The sequence below is a fragment of the Blautia sp. HCP28S3_G10 genome (genome assembly GCF_052065235.1).
GTDB lineage: Bacteria > Bacillota > Clostridia > Lachnospirales > Lachnospiraceae > Blautia_A.
In genome coordinates this window covers 80,137-100,382 of the sequence record NZ_JBQHUL010000005.1, presented here as the reverse complement: position 1 = coordinate 100,382, position 20,246 = coordinate 80,137, and the positions used below count along the sequence as shown (strand labels likewise).

19 protein-coding genes and 1 tRNA gene are annotated in these 20,246 nt (G+C 41.0%); 2 read left to right on the top strand and 18 right to left on the bottom strand.

The annotated features are described in order from the left end of the window. Positions 1 to 531: 531 nt before the first annotated feature. Positions 532 to 604 (bottom strand) — tRNA-Thr (locus ACTNB8_RS04015). 187 nt (positions 605 to 791) lie between these two features. Here ACTNB8_RS04015 and ACTNB8_RS04010 point away from each other — a divergent pair. After that, the gene (locus tag ACTNB8_RS04010; RefSeq protein ID WP_441052489.1) at positions 792 to 2,459 is read left to right on the top strand and encodes a glutamine--tRNA ligase/YqeY domain fusion protein; all 1,668 of its coding nucleotides are present in this window, start codon (positions 792 to 794) and stop codon (positions 2,457 to 2,459) included. Positions 2,460 to 2,498: 39 nt separating this feature from the next. Here ACTNB8_RS04010 and ACTNB8_RS04005 read toward each other — a convergent pair whose 3' ends face one another. The 17 genes from ACTNB8_RS04005 to ACTNB8_RS03925 form a co-directional block, all read right to left on the bottom strand. After that, positions 2,499 to 2,834: a hypothetical protein gene (locus tag ACTNB8_RS04005; protein ID WP_441052487.1), complete on the bottom strand. Its 336-nt coding sequence runs from the start codon at positions 2,832 to 2,834 to the stop codon at positions 2,499 to 2,501. Between the two features lie 66 nt (positions 2,835 to 2,900). Beyond that, positions 2,901 to 3,497 carry a sigma-70 family RNA polymerase sigma factor gene (locus tag ACTNB8_RS04000; RefSeq protein WP_441052486.1) on the bottom strand — a complete coding sequence of 199 codons (597 nt, stop codon included), beginning with the start codon at positions 3,495 to 3,497 and terminating at the stop codon, positions 2,901 to 2,903. Between the two features lie 16 nt (positions 3,498 to 3,513). After that, positions 3,514 to 4,251 (bottom strand): 23S rRNA (guanosine(2251)-2'-O)-methyltransferase RlmB, encoded by a 738-nt coding sequence (gene rlmB, locus ACTNB8_RS03995; protein ID WP_441052484.1) that lies wholly within the window; start codon positions 4,249 to 4,251, stop codon positions 3,514 to 3,516. Beyond that, positions 4,248 to 4,673, bottom strand: a complete 426-nt coding sequence (locus ACTNB8_RS03990; protein ID WP_441052482.1) for a Mini-ribonuclease 3 — start codon at positions 4,671 to 4,673, stop codon at positions 4,248 to 4,250. Before ACTNB8_RS03990 ends, rlmB begins: the two co-directional genes overlap by 4 nt. After that, entirely contained in the window at positions 4,658 to 6,067 is a 1,410-nt protein-coding gene (cysS, locus tag ACTNB8_RS03985) for a cysteine--tRNA ligase (protein WP_441052480.1), read from the bottom strand. Before cysS ends, ACTNB8_RS03990 begins: the two co-directional genes overlap by 16 nt. A 53-nt stretch (positions 6,068 to 6,120) precedes the next feature. Further along, positions 6,121 to 6,588, bottom strand: coding sequence for a 2-C-methyl-D-erythritol 2,4-cyclodiphosphate synthase (gene ispF / locus ACTNB8_RS03980; RefSeq protein WP_296156330.1), 468 nt, complete (start codon positions 6,586 to 6,588; stop codon positions 6,121 to 6,123). Further along, a complete protein-coding gene (locus ACTNB8_RS03975; RefSeq protein ID WP_441052478.1) occupies positions 6,585 to 7,865 on the bottom strand; it encodes a sn-glycerol-1-phosphate dehydrogenase in 1,281 nt (426 codons plus the stop codon). The genes ispF and ACTNB8_RS03975 overlap by 4 nt, the downstream gene beginning before the upstream one ends. Positions 7,866 to 8,007: 142 nt before the next feature. Then, positions 8,008 to 9,483, bottom strand: a complete 1,476-nt coding sequence (locus tag ACTNB8_RS03970; protein WP_441052476.1) for a serine hydrolase — start codon at positions 9,481 to 9,483, stop codon at positions 8,008 to 8,010. A gap of 91 nt (positions 9,484 to 9,574) precedes the next feature. Next, entirely contained in the window at positions 9,575 to 11,935 is a 2,361-nt protein-coding gene (locus ACTNB8_RS03965; protein ID WP_441052475.1) for an ATP-dependent DNA helicase, read from the bottom strand. A 196-nt stretch (positions 11,936 to 12,131) separates the two neighbouring features. Further along, entirely contained in the window at positions 12,132 to 12,359 is a 228-nt protein-coding gene (locus ACTNB8_RS03960) for an HPr family phosphocarrier protein (RefSeq protein ID WP_296156325.1), read from the bottom strand. A 182-nt stretch (positions 12,360 to 12,541) separates the two neighbouring features. Then, the gene (locus ACTNB8_RS03955; RefSeq protein WP_441052473.1) at positions 12,542 to 13,861 is read right to left on the bottom strand and encodes an aspartate kinase; all 1,320 of its coding nucleotides are present in this window, start codon (positions 13,859 to 13,861) and stop codon (positions 12,542 to 12,544) included. Between the two features lie 122 nt (positions 13,862 to 13,983). Next, positions 13,984 to 14,265, bottom strand: coding sequence for a DUF2325 domain-containing protein (locus ACTNB8_RS03950; RefSeq protein ID WP_296156321.1), 282 nt, complete (start codon positions 14,263 to 14,265; stop codon positions 13,984 to 13,986). A 151-nt stretch (positions 14,266 to 14,416) separates the two neighbouring features. Then, on the bottom strand, positions 14,417 to 15,118 hold the full coding sequence (gene tsaA / locus ACTNB8_RS03945) for a tRNA (N6-threonylcarbamoyladenosine(37)-N6)-methyltransferase TrmO (RefSeq protein ID WP_441052557.1): 702 nt from the start codon (positions 15,116 to 15,118) through the stop codon (positions 14,417 to 14,419). A 13-nt stretch (positions 15,119 to 15,131) separates the two neighbouring features. Beyond that, positions 15,132 to 15,974 (bottom strand): patatin-like phospholipase family protein, encoded by an 843-nt coding sequence (locus tag ACTNB8_RS03940; RefSeq protein ID WP_441052471.1) that lies wholly within the window; start codon positions 15,972 to 15,974, stop codon positions 15,132 to 15,134. A 7-nt stretch (positions 15,975 to 15,981) separates the two neighbouring features. Continuing rightward, complete coding sequence (larC, locus tag ACTNB8_RS03935; protein WP_441052470.1) at positions 15,982 to 17,307, bottom strand: nickel pincer cofactor biosynthesis protein LarC; 1,326 nt, start codon at positions 17,305 to 17,307, stop codon at positions 15,982 to 15,984. A gap of 14 nt (positions 17,308 to 17,321) precedes the next feature. Then, entirely contained in the window at positions 17,322 to 18,080 is a 759-nt protein-coding gene (gene larB / locus ACTNB8_RS03930; RefSeq protein ID WP_441052469.1) for a nickel pincer cofactor biosynthesis protein LarB, read from the bottom strand. Positions 18,081 to 18,108: 28 nt separating this feature from the next. Further along, the gene (locus tag ACTNB8_RS03925; RefSeq protein ID WP_441052467.1) at positions 18,109 to 18,738 is read right to left on the bottom strand and encodes a hypothetical protein; all 630 of its coding nucleotides are present in this window, start codon (positions 18,736 to 18,738) and stop codon (positions 18,109 to 18,111) included. 218 nt (positions 18,739 to 18,956) lie between these two features. On the opposite strand from ACTNB8_RS03925, the gene ACTNB8_RS03920 reads away from it, so the two are divergent. Then, positions 18,957 to 20,183 carry a dicarboxylate/amino acid:cation symporter gene (locus ACTNB8_RS03920; protein WP_441052465.1) on the top strand — a complete coding sequence of 409 codons (1,227 nt, stop codon included), beginning with the start codon at positions 18,957 to 18,959 and terminating at the stop codon, positions 20,181 to 20,183. The last annotated feature ends 63 nt before the right edge of the window (positions 20,184 to 20,246 follow it).

Genomic DNA, 20,246 nt, shown 5'->3' with positions numbered 1-20,246 from the left:
TTTTTTTCTGCAGCTTAAAATGGATTCTGCCTGACTGTCAACCGGTTCCGGAAATTTACTGTAACTGATCGATGGCAGATAGAAATATTTATCCTGGGGAATTACCCCAAAACTATTATATATGACAACATTATTATTTACAGCCAAGACGGTTTTTATATTGCTGTATTTTTCGTTGTACAAAGTGGTAAACTCATTCACAGCTTCTGTGTACTGTCGGGTATGTGAATATGTGTAAGAATGTAGCTTTGAGGGATAATTGACCATTATCGTCATAAATGCCACAAGTATAATCCCTGCATACGGAATTTTTCCGACAGTCATACCACGTCCTATCGTATCAAACACAGCACTGTCTACGTCAATATACTGTTCTTCAAGAGTTTTGCAGCCTTCTGCACTACCAGAAACATTTGCTTTATCAGAACATTACAAAATAATGTCATAAAAGCAAAAAAGGCACTTAATCCGAGTATTTCCGGAACAGTGCCAACATAAATATATATTTAAAAAACTCAGAATTTTAAAAAAAGCTGCTGACGGGAATCGAACCCGTGACCTCCGCCTTACCAAGGCGACGCTCTACCGACTGAGCCACAGCAGCAATTATCTGTTAATGAGACATTTATCGCTCACATTTGAATATGTTATCAGAAGATGTATGAATTGTCAACTAAAAATTTCAATTTTCTTTTTTCATTATTTTCCCACTAAAACTTTAAAAATTCTAAAGAGTATGGTATCATTATTTATTATTTCATATAGAAGCAAATAATTCAGGAGGAAATGAGATGGAGAACGAAACCGTTTCAAAAAACTTTATAGAAAATATTATTGACAAGGATCTGGCAGAAGGTGTATATGACACTGTTCACACCCGTTTCCCACCGGAACCGAATGGATACCTTCATATCGGACACGCCAAATCCATTCTTTTAAATTACGGACTGGCCAAAGAATATAATGGTAAATTCAACATGCGTTTTGATGATACCAACCCTACAAAAGAAAAAAGTGAATTCGTAGAATCCATCAAAGCAGATATCAAATGGCTTGGTGCGGACTGGGAAGACAGACTTTTCTTTGCTTCAGATTATTTTGGTCAGATGTATGAAGCTGCTGTAAAACTTATAAAAAAAGGCAAGGCTTATGTCTGTGACCTGACAGCAGATCAGATACGTGAATACCGTGGAACTCTTACAGAACCTGGCAAAGAAAGTCCATACCGTAATCGAAGTGTCGAAGAAAATCTTCAGCTTTTTGAAGAAATGAAAGCCGGCAAATACAAAGATGGAGAAAAGGTTCTCCGTGCCAAAATTGACATGGCATCTCCAAATATGAATATGCGTGACCCGGTTATCTATCGTGTTGCCCACATGACTCACCACAGAACAGGCGATACATGGTGCATTTATCCGATGTATGACTTTGCGCATCCTATTGAAGATGCAATCGAGGGAATCACACATTCCATCTGTACGCTGGAATTTGAAGACCACCGCCCGCTTTATGACTGGGTAGTACGTGAACTGGAATATCCACAGCCGCCAAAACAGATTGAATTTGCCAAATTATATCTGACAAATGTTGTTACAGGTAAACGTTACATCAAAAAATTAGTTGAAGACGGCATTGTAGACGGATGGGACGATCCTCGTCTTGTTTCGATTGCAGCGCTGCGTCGTCGTGGTTTCACACCGGAATCCATCAAGATGTTTGTAGATCTCTGTGGTGTTTCCAAAGCCAACAGTTCTGTTGATTATGCAATGCTTGAATACTGTATCCGTGAAGACCTCAAATTAAAACGTCCACGTATGATGGCAGTTCTCGATCCGATCAAACTTGTAATTGATAATTATCCTGAAGGACAGGTTGAGTATCTGGAAGCTCCGAACAACATGGAAAATGAAGCTCTCGGGACCCGTAAGATCCCATTCGGAAAAGAGCTTTATATCGAACGTGAAGATTTCATGATCGATCCTCCCAAAAAATACAAACGACTCTTTATCGGAACAGAAGTACGTCTTATGAATGCATTCTTTGTAACATGTACCGGATTTGAAGCAGATGATGATGGAACTGTACGTGTTGTTCACTGCACTTATGATCCTGCTACAAAAGGTGGAAATGCACCGGATGGACGCAAAGTCAAAGGTACTATCCACTGGGTAGAAGCTTCTCATGCCGGACAGGTTCCTGTACGTCTCTATGAAAACATCGTAGATGAAGAAAAAGGTGTATATAATAAAGACGACGGATCCCTGAATGTAAATCCTAATTCTCTTACTACTGTTACAGCATATGTTGAGCCTGCTCTTATGAAGGCAAAAGGCTATGACAGCTTCCAGTTTGTAAGAAATGGCTTCTTCTGTGCAGATATCCATGATTCAAAAGAGGGCGCTCCTGTATTTAACAGAATCGTTTCTCTGAAGAGTTCTTTCCGTTTGCCAAAAGCATAAAAAAACAAGCACACCTCACATTTGAGGTGTGCTGTTTTTTTACTGTTCTTTATCTGCTGCTTCCGGATCTTCTTCCGGTTCATTTTCTTCTGTTTCTTCTTCGTCGGAAGCTGTTTCTTCTTCGTCGGAAGCTGTTTCTTCTTCAACGGCTTCTTCTACCATTTCTTCAGCTTCTTCCCAGTCAGCAAATTTCTCCTGAGTTCCATCTTTTTTGTCTTCTTTTTCAGTTTCTTCAGATTCTTCGAAATCATCAAAATCCTCATCAAAATTTTCTTCCGGATTTTTCTTAAGTACCAGTGCTGCCACTGCTCCGGCTGCCGCTGCTGCTACTGCTCCTACAGCTACAAGTCCCCAGTATTTGTTTAACTTTGCCATAATCGCTGCTCCTTTCAAATTCAAAGACATGTCGTCTTTTCACTCATAAAAACTACAGATATTGTACTACTTTTTGTACAGAAAAGAAAGGGGAAAGTTTCTTATTTTACCACGTATCCTTTGAAGTGCATTATCTATTGATTTCGGTGTCTTGTTCATCAGTTTGGCAATCTTTATATAGTTGTATCCTCTCAGATAATAATTCAGGACTTTGTTTTCCATAGGACTCAGGACTTTCTGTATTTCCTGCTCCAGTGCCCTGGTACTTTCCTGGTCGATAATAATTGCCTCCGGACTTTCCATCCAGTTTCCTTCAATATCCTCCTGCTCTTCTTCGCTTAGTGATACATACGAATTAAGAGGCATATGTTTCTGACGGTTGGAATTCTGTATTGCACTGTACAGCTGTCTGTCAATGCACAATGTTGCAAAGGTTTGAAAAGATGTATCTTTGTCGGGCTGATAATTCTGCACAGCCTTAAACAGACCTATCATCCCTTCCTGTATGAGATCATCTGTCTCACCACCGATCAGAAACATGGCTCTCGCCTTATAACGGACCAGTTCTTTATATTTTTCCATCAGATAATCAGAAATTCCGCTTTCTCCACTGCGAAGTCTGGAAATCAGTTCCTCGTCACTGTAATCATCATAGTGGCTCATAACAACTCCCCTGATTCTATTTTTTCTGAATACGCTGTCTGACAATTTCATATGCCAGCACGCCTGCCGCAACAGATGCATTCAGAGAATCTATATCTCCCTTCATAGGAATGGAAGCTGTAAAATCACAGGCTTCGCGCACAAGTCGGCTGACTCCCTCACCTTCATTACCGATCACTAGCCCCATAGGTCCTGTAAGATCCAGGTTGTACATTGTTTCTCCATCCATATCAGCGCATACAAACCAGATACCTTTTTCTTTCAGTTCTTTTATTGTTTTTACAAGGTTTGTTACTTTTGCAACCGGTGTATAATTAAGTGCTCCGGCTGATGTTTTTGCAACAGTGGATGTGAGCCCGACAGCACGTCTTTTCGGAATGATCACACCGTGTGCTCCTGCAAGATTTGCTGTTCTGATAATTGCACCCAGATTATGCGGATCTTCCACATTATCCAGAAGAATCAGAAATGGTGCCTCTCCCTTTTCTTCAGCTTTTGACAGAATTTCATCTACTGTTGAATATTCATAAGCAGCGACCTGTGCAATAACTCCCTGATGTGATCTTGTTTCGCTGAGTTGATCCAGTCTTTCTCTGGTCACATAATTGATGATCGTATCTGTTTTGCGTGCTTCCCTTGCTATAGTACGTACTGGGCCATCCTGGCATCCGTCCAGAATAAAAAGTTTGTCTACACACTTTCCTGAACGAAAAGCCTCCAGTACCGCATTACGTCCTTCTATCTGTTCACTCATAATTTATCCTCTCCTATTCCCTTTCGGACCAGGGTGATCATTCTGTCATAGTCCTCTTTCAGATATAAATATCCCATCAGCGCCTCAAATCCGGTTGCCCTCCGGTAATCTGCCATCGTGGCATGCTTTGCCATTGTAGGAGAATGGGCATTTCTTCCTCTTTTATAAACAGCATGTTCTTCTTCTGTCAGTTCACTTTCAATATTATCTATTATGGCAGACTGCGCAGAAGCTTTCACCAGACTGCTGGCTTTTTTGTGAAGCTGATTTACAGGACAGTTTCCTTTTTTTACAAGGATTGTACGGATGATCAATTCATACACTCCATCGCCGATATAAGCCAGAGTAAGTGGCGAATAGCTTCGCATATCCTGGTCTTTCAGATGGAAAGCTTCTTTAAGCTTCATCAGATTCGTTTCCATTTAACACCCTCTCGTGTATCTTTCAGTTCAATTCCTTTTTCAAGGAGTTCTCCACGGATCTCATCTGCTCTTGCAAAATCTTTTGCTTTTCTGGCAGCCTGACGTTCCTCAATGAGTTTTTCGATCTCATCATCAAGAATTTCTTCCTTTTTCTCCACGATCAGCCCGAGAACATCACAGAGTTTCTCCAGAAGAGCAAGTGTTGATGCTGCAAATTCTTCAGAGCTTCCTTCCTGAACATTTGTATTTGCGAATTTGACAAGTTCAAAGATTGCAGCAAGTGCATCTGCTGTGTTGAAATCATCATCCATGGCTTCTTCAAATTTTGTAACAAAAACCTGTTCATCATTAATAAGCGCTTTTTCCGCCTCTGTTGCTTCTTTTATTTCGGCAGCTTCTTTGCGGTCATGAAGTCTTGCCGCAGCCTCTGTAATTCTCTCCAGAGCGTTTTTGGAAGCTTCCATCAGATCTGCGCTGAAATTGAGTGGACTTCTGTAATGAGCATTCAACATAAAGAATCTGAGAACCTGAAGATCATACTGTTCACTGATTTCACGTACTGTACGGAAATTGCCAAGAGACTTGGACATCTTTCGGTTATCAATATTCAGAAATGCATTATGCATCCAGTATCTTGCAAATGTTTTTCCATTGCAGCATTCACTCTGTGCAATCTCATTCTCATGATGAGGGAAAACAAGATCTTCTCCACCTGCATGGATATCAATTTCCTCTCCAAGATATTTTTTGGACATTACAGAACATTCAATATGCCAGCCCGGTCTTCCGTCACACCATGGGGATTTCCAGTATGGTTCTCCTTCTTTTTTCGGTTTCCAGAGAACAAAATCCATCGGATCCTCTTTCTGCTCTTCACCGGATACCTGCAGTGCACGGAATCCTGACTGAAGGTCATCAAGATTTTTGTGTGAAAGCTTACCATATTCTTTAAATTTTATCACACGGAAATATACAGTTCCGTCTGCAGCCGGATAGGCATAACCTTTGTCGATCAGTGTCTGGATCATCTCGATCATACCGTCAATTTCCTGTGTTGCCTGCGGATGAGTTGTTGCAGGTTTTACATTCATACCCTGCATGTCTTTTTTGCACTCAGCAATATATCGCTGAGATATCTCATCTGCACTTACTCCCTCTTCGATGGCTTTTTTGATAATCTTGTCATCTACATCTGTGAAATTGGATACATAATTTACCTCGTAGCCTTTATATTCCAGATAACGGCGTACCGTATCAAAAACGATCATTGGTCTCGCATTTCCGATATGAATGAGATTGTATACAGTAGGACCGCATACATACATTCTCACTTTTCCCTCTTCCAGAGGTACAAATTCTTCTTTTCTTCGTGTCATTGTATTAAAAAGTCTCATTTTTCTTTCCTCCGCTTTCTGTATTTATTTTTCAAGAATGTCTCGGCATTCTTTCAGATAAGAAGGCAAATTGCCTGGGCAGCAATTCCCTCTCCTCTTCCTGTAAATCCAAGTCCCTCTTCCGTTGTTGCCTTGATATTCAGGCAGTCTTCCGGTATCTGCATTGCTTCTGCCATGTTTTTGCGCATCTGGGCAATATGAGGTGCCATCTTGGGTTTCTGGGCAATAATCGTTGCATCAATATTTCCAATACTGTATCCGTTCTGTTTCAGAAGCTCTGTTACATGTAGCAGAAGTTTTACACTTGAGATTCCCTTATATGCAGGATCCGTATCTGGAAAATGCTTTCCAATATCCCCAAGTGCTGCTGCTCCGAGAAGAGCATCCATCACCGCATGGATCAGTACATCTGCATCTGAATGTCCGAGAAGACCTTTTTCCCAGGGAATATTTACCCCTCCCAGAATAAGATCCCTGCCTTCTGTCAGCTTATGTACATCATATCCCATTCCTACTCTCATACTGATTCTCCTTCTATCTCCAGCATTTTACCGATTCTCAAAAGGCTGAGTCTTCTGCTTACATATGGTGCCAGTTTCAGACTCAGAGAAATAATCTCATCTGTAAGTCCGATATCATAAACACTGTATTTGCATCCGGCCTTCTTCATTGCCTGAAGAAGTTCTTCCTCCTGCGGAAGCTCATCAATCACATCCGCAATCTCTGTAAGACATTCTTCAAGTCTTGCCGGGTTGATCTCTTCAAGAGGATCCGGTTGGTTTTCTTTGTTTATTTTTCCAAAAATGTCTTTGTTTCCAAATGTTTTTTTAATAAGTATGCTTTCATCTTGCGGACATGACCTGACTCTGCATCTGCCCTCACGTATTACTGCGGCAATGTGTTTATACTTCTGAAGCACAAGCATGGTTGCAACAGAAATTTTTTCTCCATGAAGAGCCTCCAGCCTGTCATTGATCACTTCCATCTCCCAAAGATGCAAAAGATGATGTTCCGCAGAAAAAGAAGGTCTTGAACTTCCTGCCATCTGCGCAGCCAGTCCTGAAAAGATCAGACCATACATTAATTTTTCACAGGCCGGTTCATCGCCCTCAGCAATGTCCTTCAGGCAGGAACGTACTGTCTTCAATATCTTTTCTTCCAGTTCAATGATTTCTTCACAAATATATTCACCTGTAATTATATGTTCAATTTTCCAGTCCGCAAGGCAGATATATTTTCCCAGGAGATTTGAAACTCCGGAAGCTGTCAGGCGCTCCGGCGCATGTGCAAATATCCCGGTATCTGCAAAAACTGCAATCGGCGGCTGTGCCTGAACTGTTGTCTTCATACCATTCCAGTTCATTGCCGCTATTGTTGATACGAATCCTTCAACGCTTGCTGCTGTCGGAACAGAAATAAAAGGAATCTTATACTGAAAAGCAATATATCTGCTGATATCATGAATTGTTCCTGCACCTACTGCGAGGATCAGATCAATATCCTCGTCCATATAATTTTCTACAATCTCCACTGCATGCTGGTCAGCCTGAAGATCATCAGCGTCCAGAACAAGAACCTGACATCTGTCATAGATATCTTCCATCTTTTCTTCTGTAACCTGACATGTGTTGGTGTCACAGATAAGCAAAGGAGAAATATACTGTTTCAGGAAACCTTCTGACATGGCTTCTTCCAGTTTCTCCACTGCTCCTTCTTCAATAAAAATTTCTTTTACATCTGTCTGGTGCGTCTTTCCGCACCTGCAAGGTCGGGCAAAATCATCCGTATCGACTCGCATGTAGTTTCTTCCTCCTGATTTTTATATACTGTTACAGATTGCTATTATACATGATTCTCAGCCAAAAAGCAATGTAAGTTACCGGTCATTCCATTCGTGGCAATATTATCTGTGAACGGTTACACGGCAATACATTATAATCTCACAGATTCAGATAATTGTATACAGTTCTGGAAATCGTACGGATATTTTCGATTGCTGTATTTCCGTTTTTCCAGTCCTGAGACATTACGCAGAGAATATATGTAGTTTTTGGTCCATATACAATTGCAATATCATGCTGATCTTCATCGGTTTCCCCGGTCTTATTTGCTATTACCACATCATCGCTGATCCCTGACGGGATTTTCACAGTATTCTGCTGATTTTTCAGAAGATCCAGCATACTTGCAGAAGCCTCCTTACTTACGCATTCTCCTCTGTAAATACGTTCCAGGAGAAGTCCACAGTCTGCAACTGTTGTTGTATTATGTTCTCCAAGAGATAGTTTCGGTGAAGCAGAAGGATGCAGTGTACTCTGGTAACTGGTATCTTTATACCCTTCTTTTTTCAGATACCTGTTTACCTCCTTTGCTCCTTCAAGAAAATCATGTTTTTCGGACTGAAGTCTTCCTAATTCATTGCAGGACTCATTGTCACTGACTGTGATCATATTCCAGAGAAGATCATTCACCTTGGTGGAAACTGCCGTGTTATCTACATCTGTTTTCATAAATGCAGCCTCATTTGTAAGAACTATATCCATATCTTCGTAAGTTTTTGCCATAACAAATGCTTTTATGAGACTTGCTGAATATAAAGGTGTATTGTTCAGGAGAATCTCCTCATCCGTATCCAGATTTTTTACGTATACACTCCACTGACCGTCATATTCCTGCAGCATGGATTCCAGCTGCGGTTTCAACGTATCCATCCCCAGATCATCCAGATTCTGGATTTTTCCTGTTTCATCTACAGGAAAACCTTCCGGAGTTGTTCCGTTTTCTTCGGTCAGTACACCATTTACTCCTCCGAAATAATATGTTCCGGAAAATTTTTTGCCATTGGAGGTCATATCAAGCTGATGCATACCGTTTTCTGTAACCATGCGACCGTTTTCATCAAAATAATAATATCCATTGTAATTCACTCCATCAAGGGTCAGATTATCTATATAACGGACCTGCGGTGCTGCTGAAAGTTTTCCCAGATTATTTACCATGTAACAGCCGTCAAAGGTAACTTCTTCTGTAGTCTGTATTCCGGTATCAGCATCTGTGGTATTTTTATCACAGGTAAGATTTTTTATTTTAATAATATGAGGACTCCCTGCCTGAAATTTTCCTGTTTCATCATGATAATAAAAACCGTCCATTACAGTTCCGTCAATCTGCAAATGGTCAAAATAATGAACCGCACTCTGTGTATCTTTTGACCCATTTTCTTTCAGGCAGTAAAATCCGTCACTTTTCAGAAGATATTTTCCAGAACCATCTTCCATTGGTTTTATCTGTGCTTCATCTGTAACGGAAAGAAGGCTGTCTGTATCCGCAGATACGGTTACAACAGGTTCTGCTGCTGCCAGACACAGGCTCATGATCAGAATCCCCAGTTTTTGATAACAGGTTTCATATTTCATTCCATTCTCCTTTGTCATCAGCTGTGCTGATTTATGTTGTGTTCATAGTAGCGTTGATCTGTTCTTCTGTCAAGTCCGGCTGTTTTCCTCCTCAGTAAAACTTTTGAACAGTTGCCCAGAAATCACGAATATGTTCTTCTACAGTTTCCAGGCTACAGTATTTTATCTCCTGCCATTCCTGTGGAAAAAGTGTCCTGTATTCTCTCTGACAGAAACGTTCATCCATAAGAAGAATGGTTCCCCGGTCTTCTTTTGTGCGAATCACCCGTCCCGCCGCCTGAAGGACCTTATTCATTCCCGGATAACGATAGGCATAGTCAAACCCCTGTTCTCCCTTTCTGTCATAATAGTTTTTCAGGATTTCCCTTTCTGCGCTCACCTGCGGGAGTCCGGTTCCCACAACAGCGGCACCGATCAGACGATCACCCATAAGGTCGATTCCTTCCGAAAAAACACCTCCCATAACGCAAAAAGCAAGAAGTGTATCTTCCTGTTCACGAAATTCCTGCAGAAACTCTTCTCTCTCAGACTCTGTCATGGCACTGCTCTGACAGATGCACCTTACCCAGCTGACAGCAAACTCTTCCTGATAAATCTGATATACATCTTCCATCAATTTATATGATGGGAAAAATACCATGTAATTGCCTTTTTTCTGCCATGCCATCCTGGCAATGTATTCCGCAATCTTCCGGTATTCTTTATATCCACGTCTTGTATATTTACTGCTTACATCTGTACAAATCATAAGACAGCGTTTTTTCTGTTCAAAAGGTGAACCCACATAGAGTCCGAAATTTTCAGATCTTGTGCTGAGCATTTTACGATAATACTTTAAAGGCAAAAGGGTGGCAGAAAAAAACACAGTACTGTTGCCTTTGTCCAGACATCGCTGAAGATTGGCTGCGGGATTTACGCAGAATAATTTCATGCGAAATTTTCCATCTTCTCCATAAGAAACATAAACTTCATAATTTTCATCTACCAGTTCTGCTATATTCAGGAAATCACGTACCTGAAAATAAAATTCCAGTATATCATCTGTAAACTCCTGCGAAGGAGGTTCTTCCAGAAGTTTATCCATTTCCCCCTGTACACTCAGAAGGCTGACAGGAAGCGCCCCTGCATTATCGAGTACTTTCCAGCTGATACAGTCTTCTTCCAGTGTCTCCAGTTGTTTCTTTGTTTTATTCAGAAGACGCCCGAGTCTCGGACTGTATTTTTTTACTTTTATTCGGATATTTTCTATATCTTCTTTGCACAGAACTGCACTGTACATTTCTCTTCCTCTGTCAACAAGGTTATGTGCCTCATCAATAAGAAAAATATATTCTCCGGGATTATTTTCTCCAAAAAAACGCTTCAGACAGGCATTAGGATCAAACACATAATTATAATCGCAGATGATCCCATCCATCCACACGGCAAGGTCAAGACTCATTTCAAAAGGACAGACTTTCCATTTTTCTGCCTGTCGGAGTATCGTTTCCCTGTCAAATGCCTGCTCTTCTGTCCATAATTCATAGACCGCATCATTTACCCTGTCAAAATGGCCTTTTGCATAGGGACATTTTTCCGGTTCACATTCTGTTTTTTCACAGAAGCAGAGTTTTTCTTTTGCAATAAGTGTGATTACCTTAAATTTCAGACCTTTCTCCCGCAGAATCTCATAGGCATCCTGAGCTACTGTTCTGGTAATTGTTCTGGCTGTCAGGTAAAAAACTGTTTCACCTTTGCCCTCTCCGACTGCACGTACTGCCGGAAAAACAGATGACATGGTTTTTCCGACTCCGGTTGGCGCCTGCACAAAAATCTGTTCTCCTTTTGAAAGCGCGTGATAAACCCCGGCAACCATATCACGCTGCCCGCTTCTGTATGGAAAAGGAAATTCCAGGTTTTCCATTGAGACATTCCGTTCTTTTCGCCAGGTGATCTGATAACTGATCCACCTGTAATAGGCATCCATAAGATTCTGATACCATTTTTCAAGTTCGTCGTGTGAAACTGTTTCACGAAAACGTCGGACACCTTCTGTATCCAGATTCACATATGTCATCTGCACATCAATCTCATCAAGTTTTTGCTGTTCCATCCATATCCACGCATAACATAAGGCCTGTGCCCGATGTACCGGTACAGGTTCTTCCATCTGATCTATATTTCTGTATACACCCTTGATCTCATCAATACATGTCCTGTCTTCCTCCGTAAAAATTCCGTCTGCCCTGCCTTCTGTCCGGAGAATAACATTTTCATATTCAGTATCTCTTTTCAGGGAAACTTCTGCCTTATAATTGCTCCCCATCTGTTTCTGTATTTTTCTGTGAATGCGGCTCCCCTTCAGCATGGCCTCTTTGTCTGCAGCAGTTCCGCTTCTGCCTGTCAGGTCTCCGCTTCTCAAAATAAATTCCACCAGATTACGAACTGAAATACGTATCACCGGTTTTTCCATTTTTTTCTGCCTTTCATATTGTTACTGTTATATTACCAGTAAACAGTAACACCTCTATTCTTATTATACAACCTTTATTGGAACATTACGGAGTAATCTCTTATAATGAAAAAAAAGCACATATCTCCAGTCCGGATATGCGCCTTTTTAGAAGTCCGGGGCAAATGCCCCAAATTTACACTGGTATCAAATATTATTATGCTGTAGCAAATTTTTCCATCACTTTATTGAATCTCTGACTCTCCCCATAACATCTTACAGTAAGTTCTCTCGTAAGATCCATGCTCAGGATGCCCAAAAGTGATTTTGCATCAATAATAATTCTGTTATACGAAATATCAATATCAAACTCGCACTTTGTTGCTTCGTTTACAAATTCCTTTACGTCCTCTGTGGCGTTCAGTCTGATCTGCTTTTCAATCATATCCTTCAACCTCCTGATTTTGATTTATGCGTATTTTGGCACTTTGTGAATCTCCTGTCAATAGAGTTTAAATTTTCTTCATATTTTTCGATACTTTTTACAAATTTAACTCAGGAGTTATGATTTTTTTGGCGCTTTTTTTATTGATTTCTGTACAGATCTCTTATTTGGATTCTTCCTTATCAGATCTGTGTCATTACAAAAATATCATAAATAGCCTTTACAGCAGTCTCAAAATCTCTGTTTTCCACACCGATAATAATATTCAGTTCACTGGAGCCCTGATCGATCATTTTTACATTTACGCGGGCATGGGCAAGTGCTGCAAATACACGGCCTGCTGTTCCTCTCTGGGATTTCATTCCACGGCCTACAACAGCGATAAGTGCAAGGTCAGATTCCATTTCCACGAAATCAGGCTGTACAGCTCTGTGGATTCCTGCAATTACCTGCTGTTCTTTTTCCTCAAATTCATCCTGGTGAACATATACAGTCATTGTATCGATTCCTGAAGGAACATGTTCAAAACTGATTCCCTGATCTTCAAATACCTGGAGAATTTTTCTTCCAAATCCAATCTCGCTGTTCATCATGGATTTTTCAATATTGATAGAACAGAAACCTTTCTTTCCTGCTATACCTGTGATCACATATTTGGGCTTACGGCAAGTACTTTCTACAATAAATGTACCCTTATCTTCCGGACGGTTGGTATTACGGATATTAATCGGAATACCTTCTTTACGGACAGGGAAAATTGCATCCTCGTGAAGCACAGTAGCACCCATATAGGAAAGTTCTCTCAGTTCTCTGTAAGTGATAGTCTCAATCACTGCCGGATTCTCAACAATCCTCGGGTCTGTTACAAGGAAACCTGATACATCTGTCCAGTTCTCATAAACATCAGCATGGATTGCCTTGGCAACCAGAGAACCTGTTACGTCAGAACCGCCTCTTGAGAATGTCTTCACTGTTCCGTCTTCTTTCCCGCCGTAAAATCCCGGAATTACAGCTTTTTCACATTTCTGAAGACGTTTTGACAGAAGTTTGTCTGTCTTATCAGCATCAAAGTTTCCATTTTTATCAAAACGGATTACTTCTGCGGAATCTACAAATTCATATCCAAGATAAGCGGCCATTACTTTACCATTCAGGAACTCACCTCTTGAAGCAGCATATTCACTTCCTGCATGAGCTTTAAAATCCGCCTCAATCTGTTTAAACTCTTCTTCAAGAGAAAGATCAAGTTTCAGACCCCGGATAATTTCATAATAACGTTCTTTGATTTCTTTAAGAATGTTTGTGAAGTCCTGTTCAGACTCAGCCTTGTTATAACATGCATACAGAAGATCTGTGACTTTTGTATCTCCTGCATATCTTTTACCAGGTGCAGATGGCACTACATAACGTCTGCTTTCTTCACTTCTGATGATGTCTCCAACCTTCTTAAACTGTTCTGCATTGGCCAGAGAACTTCCGCCGAATTTTACAACTTTTTTCATAATAACACTTCTTACCCTTCTGTTTTTATTGATCCGCAGACTTTCCTCTGCTACAGTAATAAAACTTTGTTATCTATTGTATTGAAAAACAGAAAGATTTGCAAGTGTTTCTTTAAAATTTCTTACGCACAGTACTGACGAAGGATACCTTCCAGTGCAGTTGCACTGCTTGTATGACATCTGCACACCGGAATTGATTTTCTTTTTGCCTCCTCTACAGCGCAGTTCACCATCTTGTGAGAAACTGTATTTGTAAAAAGAATCAGAAGATCCGGCGCACCGATTTTTTTCTTCATGGCACCTTTTTCTTTTGCAAATACCTTCGCCTTACATCCAAATCCTTTACAGATATCTTCATACTGACATACCATGCGTTCATTTCCGCCTACGATTACTATACTCATACGGTCACCTCTTTGTTATTCTCAACTAACTTATGTTTTTAAATAAAAGCGGCTTCACCGCCGCCTGATTTCCAGTTTCGTGTTAGTATGCACTAACCTAGTAAGTACATACTAACACACTATAATTTATTTGTCAAAACATTTTTTCAGTTTAACGCAAAAGAGTGTTAAATGGCCGTACATTTACTACCTGGAGCTTTTTGTCCCTCACTCTGAACTGAATGTCCTTCTGTCCATAAGCAATTCCATAAAGCCTGTCAGGATCATTCTGATAGCGTGGCCGTGGATCATTTGCCAATACTTCCAGAAGCGCTTCTCTCTGCTCTTTTGGAATCTGTTCCATAAGTAGTTCCGGAAATTCCACTTCAAGACGATAATCCTCTATTTGGTCCGTAAAACCACCTGCTGCTTCCGGATGGCTGTCCGCATAAGGAAGATATGGTTTGATGTCATAGATTGGTGTTCCATCCATAAGGTCTGCTCCTGATATGTGAAGTACAGGTCCAAGCACCGGATCCTGTTCAATTTTTTCCAGTTTTACGGAAGAAAGTCCAATATTATTAGGACGGAACGGAGATCTTGTGGCAAATACGCCCATTCTCGTATTTCCCCCCAGCCGCGGAGGTCTTACTGTCGGAGACCATCCGTCTCTTACAGCCTCTGAAAACTGCCAGAGAAGCCATATATAGGAGTATTCTTCCAGTCCTCTGACAGCATCACGGACACGGTATTCTTTTTCAAAAACAATTGTTGCCTTCAACACATCAAGACGGTTGCTCTGATGTGGTATTCCAAATTTTGTCGGAAAATCATTATGGATTCTTGCGATTACCCTCATCTCATTTGGATTCATTTTTCGCACGGTCTTATCCTTTCAGCCAGATTTTGACTTTTTCCACCTGTTTTTCTGCATCTTTCCTGCCAATATCATAAACTTTCTGTATTTCATTTATGTCATTTTCCATTCTGCCAATAGTCAGTTTTACGCTTGGTCTGATCACAAAAATCTCTTCTGTTTTTTCCAGATTTTTTATTTCTTTCAGCGTCCGGTTATATTCTTCATGTCTGGTTTTCAACGCATTCACAAAATTCGGATATTTGTGATATTTAAGTTCTGCTACAGCAGCATTCTGCGGTTTCTTCTGATAACCATCTTCTCTTGTCAAAACCACAACTGTACGGTCATATCCCATCTGCCGGAATTTCTGTACCGGTACACTGTCTGCGCAGCCACCGTCCAGAAGTTTCATTCCATTATACTCAACAGTCTTTGAAACATATGGCATCGAAGCAGAGGCACGCATGACATCAATCTGATTCATCATATCTGTGATTTTAATATATTCTGCTTTTCCGGTTTCAAGATTGGTACATACCGCATAAAAATCCGTGTCTGATTTAAGAAATGCCTCATAATCAAATGGATCCAGTCTCTCCGGAATATCATGATAACACAGCTGTGTACCTACTACTTCACCTGTATGTATCAGATTCCAGAGACTCATAAAATGTTTGTCATTTCTGTACTTTTTAAAGTAACGAAGACTTCTCCCTCTCTGACCTGATACAAATGAACAGCCATGAAGCGCCCCTGCTGAAACACCGATCACACCGTCAAAATGAACTCCATGCTCGTCCAGCACATCAAGTACTCCTGCCGTATAGATGCCTCGCATGGCTCCGCCTTCCAAAACCAGTCCTGTTTTCATTTCTGTCTCACCTTCCTGTCTCCCAGCAGTCCAAAATTCTGTTATATGCTTCTCTGAAGCTTATTCCATTTGCATCTGCAAGTGCAGTTGCGCTGTCATATTCAGGATAAGCTCTTTTCTTTCCATCCGGTAATTCACACACCTTCAGAACAGCCTTTCCCATAAATGTTTCAATCTCCTGAATCTCTCTTTTCAGGATTGTCCTGTCCATTGGTGTCCTCCGAATACCTATAGTAGTTGTTTCTTCAAAAATAATCTGCTCAAGTTTAGTTCTTTTGTCCTCTTTGCAGATCACGGTCAGTTCATACGCCGGTCTGTTTTTTTTCATATAGACAGGTGTATAGTGCACTTCTCTTGCACCGTTTCTAATAAGAAGGTTCATTACCCTTCCCATGTTTTCCCCTGAGCAGTCATCAATGTCTGTTTCCAGTTTCCAGACCGTGTCTCTTTCAGTATCACCGGCAGTTTCCGTGCGAATCAGCATCGCCCTTAAAATTCCAGGACAGCTGTACTGTCTTTTGCCAGCTCCAAGGCCGGTTCTTTCTATTGTAAAATCTTCCGGTAGTTTTTCGGAAGTACGGATGGCTGCCACTACTGCCGCACCTGTAGGTGTAACCAGTTCCCCCTGAACATCTGTGATTTTCAGTTTCAGGTGATTTGCAGATACAATATTGGAAACAGCGGGTACAGGTACCGGAATCAGTCCATGCTGACATCTGATAAACCCGGTGCCCTCCCAGAGAACCGGCACGATCACTTCCTCGATATCAAGATCATCAAGGCATACTGCCACAGCCGTGATATCTACAATCGAATCCACGGCACCTACCTCATGAAAATGTACTTCTTCCATCGGCACTCCGTGAGCCTTTGATTCAGCCTCAGCAAGCACACTGAATATCTTAAGTGCTGTATTTCGTGCTCTTTCTGTAAGAGCAGCGCTATTAAGTATTTCCCTGATTTCCTTCATGCCTCTGTGCATATGTTCATGGTGATGATTCTGTGCAGCCTCATTACAATGTTCATGTCCTTCATGATGGTGTTCATGTTCACCATGATAATGTTCATATTCTTCATGGCTGTGGTGCTGCCCTCTTCCATGAAGATATTCCATGTCATGATCATGATTATCCTGATCCAGAATCACAGAAAAATCACATACATCAAGTCCTGATTTCATAACTCTGGAAATTTCTGTACAAAATCCGTCAATAGGCAGGCTTTTCAGTGCTCTGTCAAGTTTCCCCTGATCTGCGCCAAGATCCAGGAGTGCCGCAACTGTCATATCTCCGCTGATTCCTGAATAACATTCTAAATATAAGGTCTCTCCCATGTATATCTCCTGTATTATTTTTTCCAGCCTCTTACTGCAAGCCGGTTGATCTGTGTTGCCATATATCCTGCTCCATATCCATTATCTATGTTCACTACTGCAATTCCGTTTGCGCAGGAATTGACCATCGTCAGAAGTGCAGACAGTCCATTCATGCTGGCGCCATAACCAACAGATGTCGGCACAGCAATTACCGGATTATTTACCAGTCCTCCAAGCACACTTGCAAGCGCACCTTCCATCCCCGCAACTGCTACCACGCAGGTAGCATCCTGGATTACTTCCAGTCTTGAAAACAGTCTGTGAATGCCACTGACTCCGACATCGAAAACTCTTTCTACGTGTGCACCGAAATATTCTGCTGTCTGGGCAGCCTCTTCTGCTACCGGAATATCTGCTGTTCCTGCTGTGCAGACCGCAATCTTTCCTATATGTTCTTTATCCCTTTTTTCAATTTTGATAATATGTGAGAGTTCGTCATATTTCACTCCGGGAAGAAGGTCTTTTACAAGCTCATACTGATGTCTGGAAGCTCGCGTTCCAAGAACTTCTCCATTATCCTCATAGAGTTTTTTGAAAATATGGACAAAATGTTCATCTGCCTTTCCACTTGAAAAAATGACTTCCGGAAAACCTGATCGTATCTCCCTGTGCGAATCCAGTTTTGCATATTCACCCATTTCTTCAAAAGGCTCTTTACGGAAATAATGCTCAGCTTCTTCTATTGTGATCTCACCATTTCTGAATCTGTTTAATATCTCTCTTGCTTCCATATAAATACCTCCGGAATCAAAAAAAATGTCACTGCTCTATATGAAACAAAATCATACCGCCTTTTCGGTCATATCCTGTATCCCATAACTCTTTTAAAGGAAACCATTTATATTCCCCATAGGAAACTGCCTTTACCATAAGATCATCTTCTTTTTCTTCATATCCTGCAACAATAAACCAGTGCCAGATATAATCTTCCAGATAGCCCTTACTGTTCTGATGTTTCAGAAGCAGATAGGGAATCGGACAGTCATTATCTATCTGTCTGCACAGTGCTTTCCTTGCTTCTTCATATGTATGATTTCCATGAAACGGATTCATCTTTACCCTCTGCTCATGGACATCTTCAAGATATTCTTCAAATCCGTTCATAAACATTTCCAGAGTGTCAATCCCGTCCGGCCCCGGACAGAGGTAATGTTTCATAAGATATGAAAATTCATGGTATTCCTCCCAGGTGATCTCATCTTTCCTGTAAGGATACAGCTTGTCCATTCCCGCACGTCTCGCAAAAAACACACTGCTTTCACAGGCTGCTATTGCGCCACAGCCGCAGTCTCTCATAAGCGGATCCGGAAACAGATCCTGATTTCCTCCATATGATTCTTCAACAAAAAAATAATCCAATTCTCTCTTTTGTAATGTTTTGTTATTCACAGTCACTCCCCCAGCCTTCCTCATAATTATTACCTTTTCCCAGGTAATAAATACCATAAAAAGTATAATAGCATACTCGTATAAAAAATTAAACAGGTAGATTTCTGTTTTCATGGGCTTTCTTGACACCATATGACGGTACATGATATAATTTCCAACATATTTCGTGTATATTTATGCTATATATACATCGTTTACATTTATGAGGAGGGAACAAAATGAAACAAATTTATGCCTGGTACCGGAAACACATCACCGGTGCTATCTTTGTAGGGCTCATTCTCGGTATCTGTACCGGACTGTTTCTAGCAGGACGCTTTGGCCTTATTCTGACTGTTACCAGTCTTCTGGGTGGTATCTATATGAATGCCCTGAATCTTATGATTTTTCCACTTGTCTTCTGTTCTATCGTTATGGGAATCTGCAGCATCGGAAACATACGTACTACCGGTAAAATCACCGGTTCTGCCATGATTTTCTTTCTCAGTACAACAGCTCTCGCAAGTCTGGCAGGTCTGATCATTCCACGACTGATCCATCTTGGAAAAGGTGTTTCCTTTGAAATGGCAACTTCAGATATTCAGGCCACAGATATGAGCAATATTCTGGACACTATCAAAAATCTGATTCCATCCAATCCAATCGCTGCTTTTGCAAACGGAAATATGCTTCAGGTTCTTGTATTTGCCGTTATCGTGGGATTTGCATTGATCGCAGTCGGTGAAAAAGGGAATCCGCTTGTAAAAGTTATCGACTCTCTCAACGAAGTCTGCCTGAAAGTAATCAGCACTGTTATGTACTTTACACCGATCGGTGTATTCTGTACCATCGTTCCTGTAGTTGAAGCAAACGGAACTGAAACTATTATTTCACTTGCCACACAGCTGATTATTCTTTATATTGCATTCTTTGGATTTGCAATCATTGTTTATGGTCTTGCAGTAAAAATCATTGGAAAAGAAAGCCCTGTACGCTTCTTCAAGGCTATTATGCCTGCAGCACTGAATGCATTCGGTACCTGTTCCAGTTCTGCAACAATCCCAATCAGTAAACAATGTATGGAAGAAGATATGGGTGTTTCCAACCAGATCACCAGTATCGCCATTCCACTTGGCGCAACTGTAAATATGGACGCGGTTTCTATCCTGATGTCCTTTATGATCATGTTCTTCGCAAATGCCTGTGGAATTAATGTAAGTGTTTCTATGATGGTCATTATCCTCCTTGCAAATGTACTTCTCTCTGTAGGAACGCCTGGAATACCAGGCGGAGCAATCGCATCTTTTGCAGCACTTGCCACTATGGCTGGTCTTCCTGCAGGTATTATGGGGGTCTATATCAGTATCAACACCCTCTGCGACATGGGCGCAACCTGTGTCAATGTTATCGGCGACCTTGCATGCTGCGTTGTCTTAAAAGAAAAAATCAAACTGAAAAAAGACTGATCTTACATATGTTTTTATTTTATAAAAAAGAGACTGCCCCGAGGGCCTTGCGGCCTTTGGGAC